Annotated in this window: 12 protein-coding genes; 8 read left to right on the top strand and 4 right to left on the bottom strand. The window is 45.0% G+C overall.

The window, feature by feature from the left end:
• Positions 1 to 211 precede the first annotated feature (211 nt).
• The 5 genes from DVG78_RS24840 (at position 212) to DVG78_RS24820 (ending at position 6,042) form a co-directional block, all read left to right on the top strand.
• Positions 212 to 2,122, top strand: coding sequence for an AAA domain-containing protein (locus DVG78_RS24840; RefSeq protein WP_114463722.1), 1,911 nt, complete (start codon positions 212 to 214; stop codon positions 2,120 to 2,122).
• A 162-nt stretch (positions 2,123 to 2,284) separates the two neighbouring features.
• Positions 2,285 to 2,899, top strand: coding sequence for an NAD(P)H-dependent oxidoreductase (locus DVG78_RS24835; RefSeq protein ID WP_114463721.1), 615 nt, complete (start codon positions 2,285 to 2,287; stop codon positions 2,897 to 2,899).
• On the top strand, positions 2,896 to 4,779 hold the full coding sequence (locus DVG78_RS24830) for a monovalent cation:proton antiporter-2 (CPA2) family protein (protein WP_114463720.1): 1,884 nt from the start codon (positions 2,896 to 2,898) through the stop codon (positions 4,777 to 4,779). The genes DVG78_RS24835 and DVG78_RS24830 overlap by 4 nt, the downstream gene beginning before the upstream one ends.
• A gap of 1 nt (position 4,780) precedes the next feature.
• The gene (locus tag DVG78_RS24825; RefSeq protein ID WP_114463719.1) at positions 4,781 to 5,656 is read left to right on the top strand and encodes an AraC family transcriptional regulator; all 876 of its coding nucleotides are present in this window, start codon (positions 4,781 to 4,783) and stop codon (positions 5,654 to 5,656) included.
• 32 nt (positions 5,657 to 5,688) lie between these two features.
• Positions 5,689 to 6,042 carry a YraN family protein gene (locus DVG78_RS24820; RefSeq protein WP_114463718.1) on the top strand — a complete coding sequence of 118 codons (354 nt, stop codon included), beginning with the start codon at positions 5,689 to 5,691 and terminating at the stop codon, positions 6,040 to 6,042.
• A 60-nt stretch (positions 6,043 to 6,102) separates the two neighbouring features.
• Here the strand turns inward: DVG78_RS24820 and DVG78_RS24815 are convergent, their stop codons facing one another.
• From DVG78_RS24815 to upp, 3 genes are read right to left on the bottom strand one after another with little or no spacing between them, the layout of a single operon-like run.
• Positions 6,103 to 6,528: a barstar family protein gene (locus tag DVG78_RS24815; RefSeq protein ID WP_114463717.1), complete on the bottom strand. Its 426-nt coding sequence runs from the start codon at positions 6,526 to 6,528 to the stop codon at positions 6,103 to 6,105.
• 30 nt (positions 6,529 to 6,558) lie between these two features.
• A complete protein-coding gene (locus tag DVG78_RS24810; protein WP_114463716.1) occupies positions 6,559 to 9,699 on the bottom strand; it encodes a sensor histidine kinase in 3,141 nt (1,046 codons plus the stop codon).
• Positions 9,665 to 10,309, bottom strand: a complete 645-nt coding sequence (gene upp / locus DVG78_RS24805; RefSeq protein WP_114067819.1) for a uracil phosphoribosyltransferase — start codon at positions 10,307 to 10,309, stop codon at positions 9,665 to 9,667. Before upp ends, DVG78_RS24810 begins: the two co-directional genes overlap by 35 nt.
• A 133-nt stretch (positions 10,310 to 10,442) precedes the next feature.
• Between upp and DVG78_RS24800 the strand changes: the two genes are divergently transcribed.
• The gene (locus DVG78_RS24800; protein WP_114463715.1) at positions 10,443 to 11,249 is read left to right on the top strand and encodes a polysaccharide deacetylase family protein; all 807 of its coding nucleotides are present in this window, start codon (positions 10,443 to 10,445) and stop codon (positions 11,247 to 11,249) included.
• On the opposite strand, the gene DVG78_RS24795 is transcribed toward DVG78_RS24800, so the two are convergent.
• Positions 11,235 to 12,392 (bottom strand): acyltransferase family protein, encoded by a 1,158-nt coding sequence (locus tag DVG78_RS24795; RefSeq protein ID WP_114463714.1) that lies wholly within the window; start codon positions 12,390 to 12,392, stop codon positions 11,235 to 11,237. The genes DVG78_RS24800 and DVG78_RS24795 overlap by 15 nt on opposite strands.
• 76 nt (positions 12,393 to 12,468) lie before the next feature.
• Here DVG78_RS24795 and DVG78_RS24790 point away from each other — a divergent pair, with 76 nt between their 5' ends.
• Both DVG78_RS24790 and DVG78_RS24785 read left to right on the top strand, forming a co-directional pair.
• Positions 12,469 to 14,241 carry a hypothetical protein gene (locus tag DVG78_RS24790; RefSeq protein ID WP_114463713.1) on the top strand — a complete coding sequence of 591 codons (1,773 nt, stop codon included), beginning with the start codon at positions 12,469 to 12,471 and terminating at the stop codon, positions 14,239 to 14,241.
• A gap of 76 nt (positions 14,242 to 14,317) precedes the next feature.
• A complete protein-coding gene (locus tag DVG78_RS24785) occupies positions 14,318 to 15,370 on the top strand; it encodes a quinone-dependent dihydroorotate dehydrogenase (RefSeq protein ID WP_114463725.1) in 1,053 nt (350 codons plus the stop codon).
• The last annotated feature ends 161 nt before the right edge of the window (positions 15,371 to 15,531 follow it).

Raw genomic sequence — 15,531 nt, 5'->3', positions numbered from 1 at the left:
AAATTTCTTCGATAACTTGCCAACGGGCATCGGATAAAACCTCATAACAGGTTTGCATAGATTATAAGTTTGGTCGCTCATAAGATATGATTCCGGTGCCTTTTTCCAAAATTTAAACATGCTCTTAATTTAATAAGTCCCAAAAAGCCAATAAATGGAAAAATCAACGTATTAAAAACGTCATTTAGGCCACTATCTCGTACCTTTGGGCATGGAGTATTTTAAAAAGCTGCTTGATTTATTAAAAACCGAACGGGAAGAAGACCATAATCAGTACCGTAAACTCACCGAGCAATCTTCAGTGGCCGAGCGCCGGGCCAACGGCCTGACGTGGTATCCGGTAGCAATCAGAGGATCTGAAATGAGCCGGGGAGATTATTTGACCGTTGAACTCGAACGCACCACTCACCAAGATATTTCGCATCAATTTCGGTTTGGGATGCCTGCCGTATTTTTTTGCAACCACGACCCCAAAAACGACCGTGTTGAAGGAACCGTAACGCACCAAAACGGCAATCGCCTGAAAATCACCTTACGTACTGATGAGCTGCCAGAGTGGTCGCGGGATGGGAAACTAGGCATTGACGTTCTTTTTGACGATAACAGTTACGAAGAAATGCAATCCGCACTAAAGCAGGCGGCGGCGGTGTACGACAAAAGCGCGAGCGAACCCACTGCGCGGTTGGTTCATATTTTAACGGGAGAAAAAAAGCCGACTTTTCAAGAGCAGGTTCCCTACTTCAGTGCCCCAAAACTGAATTCTTCGCAGCAATCTGCCGTCCATAAAATATTGAGTGCCAATGAGCTTGCCATCGTACACGGGCCTCCTGGAACGGGGAAAACCACGACCTTGGTGCAAGCAATCAAGGCGTTGGTCAAGGCCGAAAACCAAAAAGTGCTTGTAGTAGCGCCGAGCAATACCGCAGTAGATTTGTTGAGTGAAAAACTGCACGAAGAAGGGCTCAATGTGCTGCGCGTTGGCAATCCTGCCCGCGTCACCGAACGATTGGTGGCGCTGACGCTCGACAGCAAAATGGCCGAACACCCCCAAATGAAAGAAGCGAAGCGCCTTAAAAAACAGGCGCAGGAGTTTAAGGGTATGGCGCACAAGTACAAACGTAATTTTGGCAAATCCGAACGTGACCAACGCAAGTTACTGTTTGACGAGGCGCACAAGATTATGAAAGAAGTGGGCAATACTGAGCAGTACATCATTGATGATTTGTTGGTCAAAGCACAAGTGGTTACGGCTACATTGGTTGGGTCTAATCATTACACTGTCAGGGAATTACGTTATCATACGGTCGTGATTGATGAGGCGGGTCAGGCGCTTGAGCCTGCGTGTTGGATTCCGATGCTGAAAGCCCAAAAAGTGATTCTAGCGGGCGACCATTGCCAATTATCCCCCACGATAAAATCAGACATTGCAGCCAAAAACGGATTGAGTACCACGTTGCTCGAAAAGTGCGTAAACACGCATCCCGAGGCAGTGACGCTGCTCGAAGAACAGTACCGAATGAATGAGCAGATTATGGGTTATTCTTCCCGAATTTTTTATCATAACAAACTCAAAGCGCACGCGTCGGTGGCGCAGCGACGGCTTTTTGCTGACGATAAACCCGTGTTGTTTATTGACACTGCAGGTTGTGGCTTTGAAGAAAAATTGGAAGGCACCAGCAGTACCAATCCTGAAGAAGCGGCCTTGCTCCTCAAGCACCTCGTGCTCCTTACGGCCGAGTGGGACACCCAAAAAACGGGCGAAACTTTTCCGAGCATAGCCGTGATTGCTCCTTACAAACAGCAGATTCAGGTACTGGCCGAACAACTCAGCCATGTGCCCGAACTGCAACCGTATCGGACTCAGATTGCCGTCAATACCGTGGATAGTTTTCAGGGACAAGAACGCGACGTGGTATATATCAGCATGACCCGCAGCAACAGCGAAGGAATCATTGGTTTTTTGGCCGACATCCGCCGGATGAACGTGGCCATGACCCGCGCCCGCAAGAAACTCGTCGTGGTGGGCGATAGCGCTACCTTGGCGCAATTCCCGTTTTACGCTGATTTTATTACCTACGTCGAAGGCCTCGATGCGTATCAGAGCGCTTGGGAATTGATGTAGAGATATGACTCTTTTTTAACTAAAAAAAAGAGTTTTTCTTTCTTTTGTGGCAAAAAATGCCAATATTCGCTAACAACGATGAAAAACACTGTGTTGTATTAGCCACTACCTCGGCTTTTACATCTGGCTTTACACAACCCATTAGACCTTTTATACTCAATTATGCTTCCCGAAAAAAATAAGGTTCTTGTTATTTTCACGCACCCACTTCTGGAAAGATCCCGAGCCAATCGTTTGATTTTAAAGTCGTACTCCGATCGAGAGGATGTCACGTTTCATGATTTATATGAACGCTATCCCGATTTCAATATTGATGTTGAATACGAGAAAGAACTCCTTTTACAACACGAGATGATTATATGGCATCATCCTTTTTATTGGTACAGCTGCCCGCCGTTGTTGAAGCAATGGATAGACATGGTGCTGGAGGTAGGTTGGGCGTATGGGCCAGGTGGAGATTCCTTAGAAGGAAAATCTATTTTACAGGCCATTACGGTAGGAGGAGGTTTGCAGGCGTACCAAGAAAGTGGTTATAATCGGTTTACTATCAGGGAGTTCCTTCGTCCTTTTGAGCAAACGGCCAATCTCTGCAAGATGAATTATTTTCCTCCTTTTGTGATTCATGGCACCCACCGCTTAGACAAACAGGGTTTTACGGACTATGCTGCTGAGCTTGGGCTATTTTTGGACAATTGGCAGGATATTCAATACCAACCAAACCTATATCAACACACCTACATTAATGATCTTCTCAAAAAAATAGCGACCACAAAATGAGCACAGGATTTTTATTTCAAGCATTAGTATTTATGGGGGCGTCGATTGTCCTTGTGCCTATTGCCAAAAAAATCGGGTTGAGTTCCGTGCTTGGGTATTTGGTAGCAGGTATATTGATTGGGCCTTTTGTATTGGGTTTTGTGGGCGAAAACGGGCAGGACATCATGCACGCTTCAGAATTTGGGGTGGTAATGATGCTTTTTTTGATTGGTTTAGAGCTTAATCCCCGCAAATTCTGGGAAATGCGAAAAGCCATTCTGGGTTTGGGAGGGCTTCAGGTAGCGGGGACAACGGTCTTGCTTTTTATCAGTTTTCTGTTGATGAAATGGCAATGGGAAATGGCCTTAGCGGTGGCGTTGGCGTTTTCGATGTCTTCCACGGCGATTGTATTGCAAACATTGAAAGAAAAAAATATCTCAAGAACCATCGCCGGGGAAGCCTCATTTTCGGTGCTTCTTTTCCAAGACATTGCCGTCATTCCCATCTTGGCACTTTTGCCGCTTTTGGGTACACCACATGCGGGGGCGGAGACCCATGCGTCGCTTTTTTCGGAGCAACCCGCTTGGATTCAGGCGATTTCGGTTTTTGTAGTGGTGGGATTGATTCTGTTAATCGGGAAGTTTTTGGTCGTTCCTTTTCTGCGATTTGTTTCTAAAAGCCAAATGCGCGAGTTGTTTGTGGCGGCGGCTTTGTTTATCGTAGTAGGTGTAGCGGCGCTGATGCAGGCGGTAGGATTAAGCCCTGCATTGGGCACATTTTTGGCCGGAATGGTCTTGGCCAATACGGAGTTTCGGCACGAGTTGGAAAGCGACATTGAACCGTTTAAGGGGTTATTGCTTGGATTGTTTTTTGTGAGCGTAGGGGCCACCATTGATTTTGACCAAATCATGGGCGACCCTGCCACCATTGCGTTGCTGGTGGTGTTGGTACTGGTCTTCAAATTTGTCGTTTTGATTATTACGGGCAAACTGTTCAAAATGAGCAGTGACCAAAACCTCATCTTTTCTTTTGGACTTAGTCAAGTGGGAGAATTTGCCTTCGTTTTGTTGTCATTTTCTAGCCAAATTAATTTATTGGATGCGGTTTGGAATGCAAAACTGATGGCCGTCGTTGCCATTACGATGGCCTCCACGCCGTTGGTTTTATTGCTCAATGAAAAGCTGATAGAGCCTTATTTTGGCGTAAAAACCAAGGGCGATGAGCAGGAAGAATCCGACACGATTGATATCCAACACAAAGTAATCATCGCCGGGTTTGGGCATTTTGGGAGTACCGTCGGGCGGTTTTTACGGGCCAATGGAATCAAAGCTACGATTTTGGACAATGATTCGGACCGGGTAGATTTACTACGGCGAATGGGGTTTGAGGTGTATTTTGGCGATGCTACCCGAGTGGACTTGCTGGAAGCCGCTGGGGCTTCAGAAGCGGCCATTTTGATTGCGGCCATTGACCCGCCAGAACTGAACCATCTTTTGGTTGAAACCGCCAAGAAAAAATATCCTAATCTGCGCATCTTTGCCCGGGCGCGCAATCGCTATGATGCCTATGACCTTATGGATATGCAAGTGGAGCATATCTACCGCGAAACGCTTGATACGGCGGTTAGGTTAGGGGTGGATGCAATGGTCAAGTTGGGCTTCCGAAAATACACCGCCACTCGGCAGGGGCAAAAATTTATTCATTACGATGAGCAATCGCTAGAAAAACTATCCAAAAATCGCCATAATGTGAAAGAGTATGCATTATCGGTACGTGAGCAAGTACAGTGGCAGGAGCAAATCCTGCAAAACGACTTATTTCTGGCCAAAGAAGAGACAGATATAAGCTGGGACAGCGAACACTTAAGGCAAGTAGTAACCCAAAACGACCCCAAAAAATGAGATGCGTATTCCTGTAAGAAAAGAACTACAACTGCCATCGGCGTCGTTTACGACGATTGAGCTACAAGAGGCTCATTTTGACCCCAATTGGCATTTTCATCCACATTATCAACTTTTTACGGTGCTTGAAGGAACGGGTACACGCTTCATTGGTGATGATATCAGGCACTTTGAGGCGGGCGATACCGTTTTTTTAGGACCTAATATTCCGCACCTTTGGCGGAGCGACCGGGCGTATTTTGAGGGAAACCCGCAACTAAAAACCCACGGTATCGTGGCGTACTTTACGGAAGATTTTCTGGGGGAAGGTTTCTTTGATAAACCCGAAATGCACGTTTTAAAACAATTGTTGGAGAAAGGGCAAAGAGGATTGGACATCAGGGGAGCAGCCCGCCAAATGGTAAGAGAAAACCTCAAAAAAATAGCGTCTAATCAAGGTTTTGAGACCATTTTAGAATTGTTGACCACGCTACATCACTTGGCAAATTCTTCGGAGGTGGTGTACATTACGAGCGTAGGCTATGTCAATACCCATAAAGTGTCGGAGACCGAACGGATGCAGCGCGTGTATGAATACGTGATGAAACACTTCAAAGAAGAGATTCGTCTGAACGAAGTCGCTGCACTGGCCAACATGACCGAAGCGGCTTTTTGTCGGTACTTTAAAAGTCGTACCAACAAAACTTTTTCAGACTTTGTGAGCGAAATTCGCATCGGTCATGCGTGCAAGCTGTTGGTGCAAGAAAAATATTCTGTCACCCAAATATGTTACGAAAGCGGGTTCAACACCGTCTCAAATTTCAACCGCCAGTTTAAAAATCAAACGGGGAAGTCACCTTTGCAGTACCAGAAGGTGTACATGAGAGGCGGGGAGTAAATTATTAACCCTCAAGCGTAACAGGGCAAATTATGGCAGAACACTTAGATACGGGTAAGCTCGGTGAAGACAAAGCGGCGGCTTTTTTGCAGGAAAAAGGCTACGAAATTTTGGTTCGTAACTATCGTTTTCGTCATTCGGAGATTGATATTATTGCCAAAAAGAACAAAATCCTGACCTTTGTTGAGGTAAAAACCCGCACCAACGTCAGTTTTGGAATGCCCGAGGAGTTTGTAGATGCCACCAAGCGCCGGCTCATCATGAAAGCCGCTGAGCAGTATATTTTTGATACAGACTGGCACGGCGACATTCGTTTTGACGTAATCTCGGTCATTCTCACGCAGCATACCGCCCGGATTGAGCACATTGAAGACGCCTTTTATTGAAAACTGGTACCGTCTGACGGTTCAAAACCGTCGGACGGTAGCGCTGATTGGCCACACTTTTTATAGGGTGACAAAAGCGATTTCTTCTTTTTCTAAAATAACCGTTGCCCGTTCGCTGTGTTGAATCAGAATTTTGATGTTTTTCTTCGGGATGTCATCATCATCGTCGAGCCATTTCCAGTCTTCGGCGGTGGCATCCAACAGGCTGAGCAGTTCAACCATCTTTTTCTCTTTTTCTCGGGCCAAAAAGGCATCAAAATGTGTGATGTAGAGGGCGACGTTGGCTTGCTTAATCCACGATAAATCATTCAGTAAACCGTCCAATAACTCCATATCGGGTTCAAAATCAGGTAGATTGAGTGCCTTTTCGATTTCGTTGAAAAAATCGCTTAATGTTTGGGCTTTGGTGCCGTCGATTTGGGCGAGTTTATAATTTTTAAAGTTAGTAAGGCCCTGTTCAGAAGACAAAAGGATAATGTTTGCCATAAATTAATCAGTTGAAATTTGTACTATTGTTTACAAATAAAGGGGTAATTGAATCGTAATCCGCGTACCCGTCGGAAAAATATCCTCCACCTTAAAAGTCCCCCGCGGCTGTCCTTCGAGGGTGGGCAGCGCCGAAATTCTATCGGCGGTTACTTTCATGCCTAGCGATTGCTTTTTGCGCTGTTGTTTTTGATGAATTTCGGCGGCTGCTTTTTGGCCTACACCATTGTCCTGAACTTCAACCCAAAGGCTTTTATCGACCTGCCAAATTCGAATGGAAAGCTGTCCTTTTTCATTTGTTTTGTGCCTTAATCCGTGCAAAATGGCATTTTCTACAAACGGTTGGAGAATCAAAGGTGGCAGTTGACATTTGTTGGATACGGTTTCATCCAGTGTTATGTCGTAAGAAAAAGCCCCTTCGGCGCGTTCTTTTTCTAGCTCAATGTACAGTTTCAAGGTATCCAGCTCCTGCGTGAGTGGAATCAGGTTATACTGTGAATTTTCTAGGATATTCCTTACCAAAAGAGAGAAATTTTGGAGAAAAGTGGAGGCTTTATCTGCCTGATTGCTAAGTATATAATACTCAATGGTATTCATGCAATTGAACACAAAATGGGGGTTCATCTGCGCCCGTAGCGCCTTGTTTTCTGCTTCGGCCCGTTGTTGTCTAATGCTGGCTTCTCGGCGTTCTTGAATCAATTTTGCCCGATAAAACCAGTACAAAATCCCCAAGAGAGCCGTCAATGTCAGGGCACGAAACCACCAAGTTTTCCAAAAAGGCGGCTCAATTGATATTTTAAAGGAAATAGGGGCATTCCATTTTCCTGAATCATTGAGCGTTCTTACCCAAAAAGTGTAGTCTCCGCCGTCAAGGTTGGTGTACGTAACGGCATGCTTGGCGTGAGGGGTTGACCAGTCGTTGGCAAATCCTTCTAGTTTATGGCTGAATACGGCTTTTTGGGGATTAATAAAGTCTAAGGCCGTAAATTCAAAGGTAATGATATTTTGGTGGTAATGAATATTGATGGGCGATGAGGCTACTTGGTTTTGATTAAAAGGGATTTCCTGCTCCAGCACCTTAAAACCAGTAAAAACCAACGGGACTGCGGCGGGGTTTTGGAGTAACTTGGAAGGGCGAAAGTAGCTGACCGCACCAATGAAATTAACAAAAAGTTGCCCGTTAACGGCGCTGACGCGGTCGTACATAAAACTGCCGAATAAGCCATCATTTACCGTAAATTGACGGAAACTCTGATTTTTTTTGTCAAAAACGTACAAATTTCCCTGCGTACTTATCCACACATTTTGGTCAGAATCAATAAATAAGTCATTGCACTGACTGGCATTGAAACCTTCTTTTTCGGTAAAATTCTTAAACGTTTTTTGCGGAACATCCAGCACCGAAAGGCCGCCGCGCGCGGCAATCCACAGCTTACCTTTGTGGTCAAAAGCCATTCCTAAAACCACATTCAGGTCGTCGTTGGTAGGGTTTTGCTGAATAAAGTGGGTGATTTTGTGCGTTTTAGTGTCAAAATAATTGAGCCCTTTTCGGGTTGCTACCCAAAGATTCTGTTGATTGTCAAGTAATAATCGGTTGACGACAAAATCAGACAATCCCGCTTCCGTACTGAACTGTTGGACGCGCTGGGTTTGGGCATCAATGCGCAGAATGCCCCCGCTCGAAGCCACCCAAAGCGTATTAGAAGCGTCGGCCACGATGTCATAAATTACTTTCTTGGCGCCTTGATGGGAAGGTTGAAGCTCAAATTCTTGAAAGGCATCATGAACGGGGTCATACCAAAAAAGCCCGTCTTCGGTTCCTGCCCAAAGCCGATTTCGGCGGTCAAAATAGACCGAGCGTAGGTTTCGATGGCCCACGTTGGCATCGGTATTCAAGTAAGATTTGAGTAGTTTTTGATGCTTAAAATCGTATTTCAACACACCACAGCCCCACGAAGCCATCCATAAAATATTAGAATCGTGAGGGTCAGGTTTTAGCTCAAAAATACTGTTGTCGATGTAAGGGTTTCCCAGCTCTTGCAGGAAGGGCAACTTGAGGGAATGGATTCGATTATCGTCAAAAACTACTTTACTGACGCCCATTTGCGTCATTATCCACAGATTTTTTTGATTGTCAAGGTAAAAATTGTTGACAAATGGACTGACCAAACTCGTCTCAAGGGGAAGATTGACCAGTGCTTTTGTAAAAACGTGCGTGTGAATATTAAAAGTAAATAGCCCTTTGCCGAAGGTGCCACACCATAAAATGGAATCGCCAGTAAGTTGGGGCAAAAATGCTACCTTTTTTATGACCGCAAATGGCTTTTGGAGGTTTTTCTGTTCGGGATAATACAACGCAAATTTACCACTTTCTACCTCAAGAGATTGAACGCCTCCGCCTTCTGACCCTACCCAAATTTTACCTTCGGCATCTTCCGTAATGCTGTTGATTTCGTTTTTTTCGCTGTATTCGATGTTTGGGTCTTGGTGGGCGTATTCCTTGTAAGTATTGGTTTTAGGAAAATACCTAAACAAGCCGCTGTGAATTGTGCCTACCCAAATGTCTCCTTTACGGCTTTTAAAAAGTCGTAAGAAATAGTTGGTTTTTCGCTCGCTTAACTTCGTGGCCAACAGCCTTTTTTTTACCCAATTGTACTTCATCAGGCCCGTGCCGTTGGCGGCGATCCAGATGTTTGGGCCATCGGCCAGAATGGGCATAAAAACCCACCTCCCGTTGTTTTTTTTATAATAAACGTACTGAAAGTTATCGTGTGTTTCGTCGTAATAGCACACGCCAGTTTCCATACTGATCCAGATTCGGCCTGTGGAGTCGGCGGTGATGGCGTAGAGTCTACGCCCCCTAATACCGTGAATATCGGTAGGGTTATAGGTATAATTTTTGAAATGAAGGCCGTCATAACGACACAAACCATTGCGGGTTACAATCCAGAGAAAACCGCGTTTATCTTTCAGGGCATCGACCGTAATATCGGAGACTAGTCCTTCTCGTTGGGTATAGTTATCAAAATTTAGTTGTGATTGGATTTGGGCAAATGTGGAAAAATGGAGGCCCCACCATAAAAACAGTAGTTTGATATGATAGCCCCGTAAATACATGGTTTGGATGAGCGAAAAGTTATAGTTTAGGGCCAAACGAGAGGTCGCCCGCATCTCCTAAACCAGGAACGATGTAGTAGCGCGCGTCTAGTTTTTCGTCAATGGCTCCCACCCAAAGGCGGCATTCAGACATCCGATTTTGCAGATACGACACTCCTTCAGGGCTGGCAATGACGGCAGCAATGTGGGTTTGGGCAGGAATTCCAAAACGCAACAAGGCATGATATACTTTCTCAATGGAACGCCCCGTGGCGAGCATGGGGTCCATCAAAATTAGCGTGCGATCCTGCAAATCGGGGGCTGTGATGTAATCCATTTCTACTTCAAACTCGTCGTCGCCGATGTGATGCCCTCGGTAAGCACCGATAAACGCGTTGTCGGCTTGGTCAAAAAAATGCAGAAAACCTTGGTGAAAAGGCAGGCTAGCGCGTAGAATTGTGGCCAACACTGGCGGTTGTCGTAACAGCCGCGTAGAGGCTTTGCCCAATGGGGTAACAACGTCGGCCTGGCGATACGGCAACGACTTTGAGATTTCATAGGCCAAAAGTTCACCTACCCGCTCTAAATTACGACGAAAACGCAGGCGATCCTGCTGAATATTGACGTCGCGCAGCTCGGCTAAAAAATGATTAGCAATCGATGGTTGTTGAGTAAGGACAAACATAATGAAGAGGAAATAGGCGGTTTGGTTTTGTGGCGTTACATTTGTAGCAACGATAATACGAACTCATTTGCGGAAAAGCAAAGTGAAATAGAACAGGGTTTGGAATCCACCCAAATCTCCGCTCACAAAACGCATGAAAAAGCTACTGCTTCTGTTGCCAATCATTGGCTTGGGCCTATTTGGATGCCAAGATTCAACGCTGGACACAAACACCCCGCCTGCGGGCATTGCGCTTTCGTTTGATGATCGCTACGTAGAAGAATGGACCCGCCTGCGGCCTTTGTTAAAGAAATACAACGCCAAGGCTACTTTTTACGTTACGCAGTTTGACAGCCTTACGCCCAAAGAAATTGAGCAATTGCATCAGTTGGTGCGCGACGGCCACGAAATCGGCGCCCACGGAGCCGCCCATATTAGGGTGCTGGATTGGCTGCGGGGCGGAGGAGCGTTGGAAGATTTTTACCGTTATGAAATCGAAGCCGAGCTGCTTTCCATGCGTAAAGCGGGCTTTAATCCCGTGACTTTTGCGCACGTAGGTGGCCAACAAACGTGGTACACGGACCGACGCCTGCTGAAAGATTATTTTACGCTGTTGCGTGATGTGTCCATGACCGAGCGACGAGTGTCTTGGCTTACTTTTCGGCAGCCCGTTTTTGCCATCGACGATATTTACTACCATTTTGACGGCAACCCTAAAGTACATTCGCTGTTGATTGATCAATACACCAACATCACCGATGCGCAATTGAAGGACGGCTTGATTCGTGCCAAAAATACACACTCCGTTCTGATGCTTTTGGGGCACCGCCCTTTGTTTGTGGCATCAGATGAGCCGTACGCGTTTTCGGTGAGTCGGTTGGAAAATGTGCTGGCCGAAGCCCAACGAATGGGCCTCAAATCGTACACAATGGCGGAACTGATTCAATTATCGGGTCGTTGAGTGTGAGCTGAATCGCTCTTTTAGTTTCAAAAAAGGTTTTTCAAAATAGTGATACGACAACGCCGACACACCGACGGTTAGAAAGGTAGCCAGCGGATAAAGAATGAGGTTGAAGGTAAGATGTGGTAAGTCTTTGCCAAAAGCCCATTGAATGAGGTGGACGCTTAACACAATAAAAGCTGTTTGGTAGATATAAAGTCCGTAGGAGATTTTACCCAGGTACGAAATCCAGCCGTATTCTAAGTTGACAATTGAGCGGGGGTTGCTCGAAACGTTGAGAATAAAATACGCAAAAAATAGCCCGTAAAATTCTAAGTTGACGTGGTTGATGTGAACACCCGTAGCAAGACAAAAAAGCAGTAGACCGTAAACTACGATTTGGACATCTTTGCGAAAAAGTACATTAAGGATTTTTTCTTTGCGGTAGTAGACCAGCATCGCACAGCCGCCCCCAGTGACGAGGGTTAAAATGCGGAATTGACTGAAAAAGAAGCGGATAATTTCAGGCACGTTGTTTGCATAGAACGTATTGCCCACCCAATGGTAATAAACATAAAACACACCGAAAGTTCCCAGTGAAAAAACGGTTAGTGTAATTAACAGGCGTTTCCAGGTTAGGTGTTGAATAATCCAAGGCCAGAGGTAATAGAATTGTTCTTCTACACCGATGGACCAGGTTTGGGCTGATAAGTAAGGCGAGCCGTAAAGGATGAAGCCAATGTTGGGTAAAACAATCAAAAAAAGTGACAAACGCTCATAAAAATTGTGCGCCATGAACGAAATCTCGTTGTTTGGTGCTACAAAAAAGGGGATATGAGGAAAGACAAAAAAAGCTAAAATGACAATTAAAAAATAGAGCGGCCAAATCCGCAAAATACGCCGAATGTAGAAATCACGGGTATTGATGGCCCCAAAACGGCCTTTTTCGTGCAGCAAAAGATAGGTAATCAAAAAGCCGCTCAGTACGAAAAATAAATCAACCCCCAATTTTCCCATACTTTTTATGAGGTGATAATCATAAAAATGCGGAATTTTGAACACTTCTTTGACTTGCTCAATATGGTGTATGAGTACCGAAAAGGCGGCAATAAAGCGCACGCCGTTAAGATTGGGGAAATATACGGTATTTGAAGACTTACTCAAGAGGATAAACTATTGTTTAAAGAGCTACAAAAATAACTTAATTTGCGCCAAGTAGCGATATAATTTAACAGCGTATATGAGTTTTAGACAATTACTACTGCTTATGGGATTACAGAAACAGGGAAGAAGCACGGAAAAAGAGCGGTGTTTTTTGCGGGGTAGCTTCTACGGTTTCTTATGGTTGTTGGTTTTACAAATACCTTCTTTTGCCCAATCACAGTTTGTGCCACTCAACGATGACTACTATCATTTGATTGACCGTTTTGAAATTCGTCGGGGCCGCTTGTCCGAAGATTTTCATATTGGGGTGAAGCCATTTCAGCGCAAGGCGGTGGTGAGTCTATTAGACAGTATCGAGGCTGACCGTACCATGCCGCTCAACGACATAGACTATTTTAATCTTCATTATTTACGGCAGGATAACTGGGAGTGGTCTACTAACAAAACGCCAATGAGCCAAAAACGGTTTATGAAACGTTTTTACGAGCGGCCTTCTGATTTTTATTCTATTCAAAACAAGGATTTAGATTTGCATTTAAGCCCTGTCACGCATTTGATTTTGGGCGGAGAAAACAGCTCCAAAGATTATTTGTGGCTGACGGCACGGGGGGTGGAGATGCGAGGCGTTATTGGTAAAAAACTGGGTTTTTATACCTACGTTACCGATACGCAGGGAATGTTTGGTAAGTATGTACGAGATTATACCCTCAACGTTCGAGAAATCTATTTGGGCTATCCGCTGTATGTATTGCCCGGTGAAAGTTTTGTCAAAAGCATCCGCACGTATGGGGTAGATTTTATTTCGGCCAGAGGGTACATTACTTTCAATCCTATCAAACAAATCAATCTTCAATTTGGACACGATAAAAACGTGATGGGGAGCGGATACCGCTCTATGTTGCTCTCGGACTGGAGTTCGCCTTACTTATTCCTAAAAATGACGACACAGTTGGGGCGATTCCAGTATACCAACCTTTGGGCGAACATGCTCTACAACCAAGTGGGTCGGAGGCCCGAAGAGCCTATCAACAAAAAATTTGCCGCTATTCACCACCTCAGCATCAACTTATCCAAAAACATCAGCTTAGGTATCTATGAGGCAGAAGTATTTGGGAGAGAAAACAATACTTTTGACCTCAATTATCTCAATCCTATTATCTTTTACCGCTACCTCGAAACCTATTTGGGCAGTTCTGACAATGCCTTGCTGGGGGTGGATTTTCGTTGGAACTTTCTCAAACACTTTGGATTTTATAGTCAATTTATGTTGGATGAGTTCAAAACATCCGAATATTTTGGTAAAAAAGGTTCTTGGGGTAAAAAATATGCATTTCAGGCGGGGCTTAAATATGTGGATGCCTTGGGTATCAAAAACTTAGATTTACAGGCTGAATACAACGTGGCGCGCCCTTTTACGTATTCGCACAAAAATGGGTTCAATAATTACGTACATTATGACCAATCATTGGCGCACCCGCTGGGGGCAAATTTTTGGGAAGTGGTGGGCTTATTGCGCTATCAGCCCACGCGCCGTTTGACGGTTTATGGTACGTTTACCTACTCTAAGCGAGGCGTAGATTCGGATTCATGGAATTATGGCAGCAATATTTATCGTCCCTACGATGACTTTCGGGTGCGGGATGAAGGCAATTTTATCGGACAGGGAACGCCCGTCAACACCACTTTTGCCGACCTGAGGATGTCGTATATGCTCAAACATAATTTTTTCATTGATGGTCGATTGATGATTCGCCAACAGGAAAGCCCGTTGGAATCCCAAAATTTGAGTACAACCTCGGCTACGTTTGGGGTTCGGCTCAATATCCCGTATCGCCAACAGGTATTTTAAGGCTTAATTGGCCGTAATCCAATCGTCGGATGGTTTTAAACCGTCCGACGATTATTTTTTTATTACTTTTGTGGCCATGTATAAGTGGCTCATCCTTCCGATTTTGTTTCGCTTTGATGCCGAGCAGGTGCATCATTTTGTGTGCGGAACCCTCCAATTCTTGTTTAAAATTCCTGGTATCACGTTTTTGTTCAGGCAATTGTTTACCTACGAAGATCCTTCGCTGGAGCGGGAAGTTTTTGGTCTGAAGTTTAAAAATCCCGTAGGCTTGGCCGCTGGATTTGACAAAAATGCGGAGCTGGTGGAAGAGATGGCGTGTTTGGGCTTTGGTTTTGTTGAAATCGGGACCGTGACGCCCTTGGCCCAACCTGGAAATGATAAACCAAGGTTGTTTCGGTTGAAGCCCGACCAGGCGCTCATCAATCGCATGGGATTCAATAATCAGGGAGCGGCGGCGGCGGCTAAGCGACTGCGTCAACGCAAAACCAACATCCTGATTGGGGGAAATATTGGTAAAAATAAGCTGACGCCCAACGAAAATGCCCTCGACGATTACCTTAAATGTTTTGACGAGCTTTACGATACCGTTGACTATTTTGTGGTGAATGTAAGCTCGCCGAATACGCCCGGTCTGCGCGATTTGCAAGAAAAAGAACCTTTGACCAAGATTTTGTTGGCCTTGAAGAAAAGAAGTCAAGAATTGGAAAATAGGCAATCTGCAACTACTAGAAAGGAACCTAAACCCATTCTTCTTAAAATCGCTCCCGACTTGACGGATAGCCAATTAGACGATATCATCGAGATTGTTACTACGTCAAAAATAGCGGGTGTTATAGCCACAAATACGACCATCAGTCGAGCAGATTTAGCAACTGATGGCGAAACTGTAAAAAAAATCGGAGCTGGCGGGCTAAGCGGAGCCCCATTGACACATCGTTCGACCGAAGTTATTCGTTATATTTGCGAGAAGTCAAATCACTCATTTCCCGTCATTGGTGTAGGAGGGATTGGTTCACCAGAAGAAGCCCGCGAAAAATTGGATGCAGGAGCGAGTTTAGTGCAGATTTACACGGGCTTTATTTATGAAGGACCAGCCTTGGCCAAGCGGATTTGTAAATCCTTGAAATAGAGCTTCAATTTTACCCCATAAAAAGCGCTTGCGCAAGAATATTCCCTACTTGAATACATCATTTTGGATGATGCAGGAAATCCGTGCGCACTGGCTGTCTTCGTTTTGATCGGTTTTTGATAGTTACGCTCATTAACGATTCATTGATAAACATTAACCTT

The sequence above is a fragment of the Runella aurantiaca genome (assembly GCF_003339505.1).
In the GTDB taxonomy this organism is placed as follows: Bacteria; Bacteroidota; Bacteroidia; order Cytophagales; family Spirosomataceae; genus Runella; species Runella aurantiaca.
Note: the sequence above shows the minus strand (reverse complement) of the source record. Positions and strands in the feature narration are given on the sequence as shown.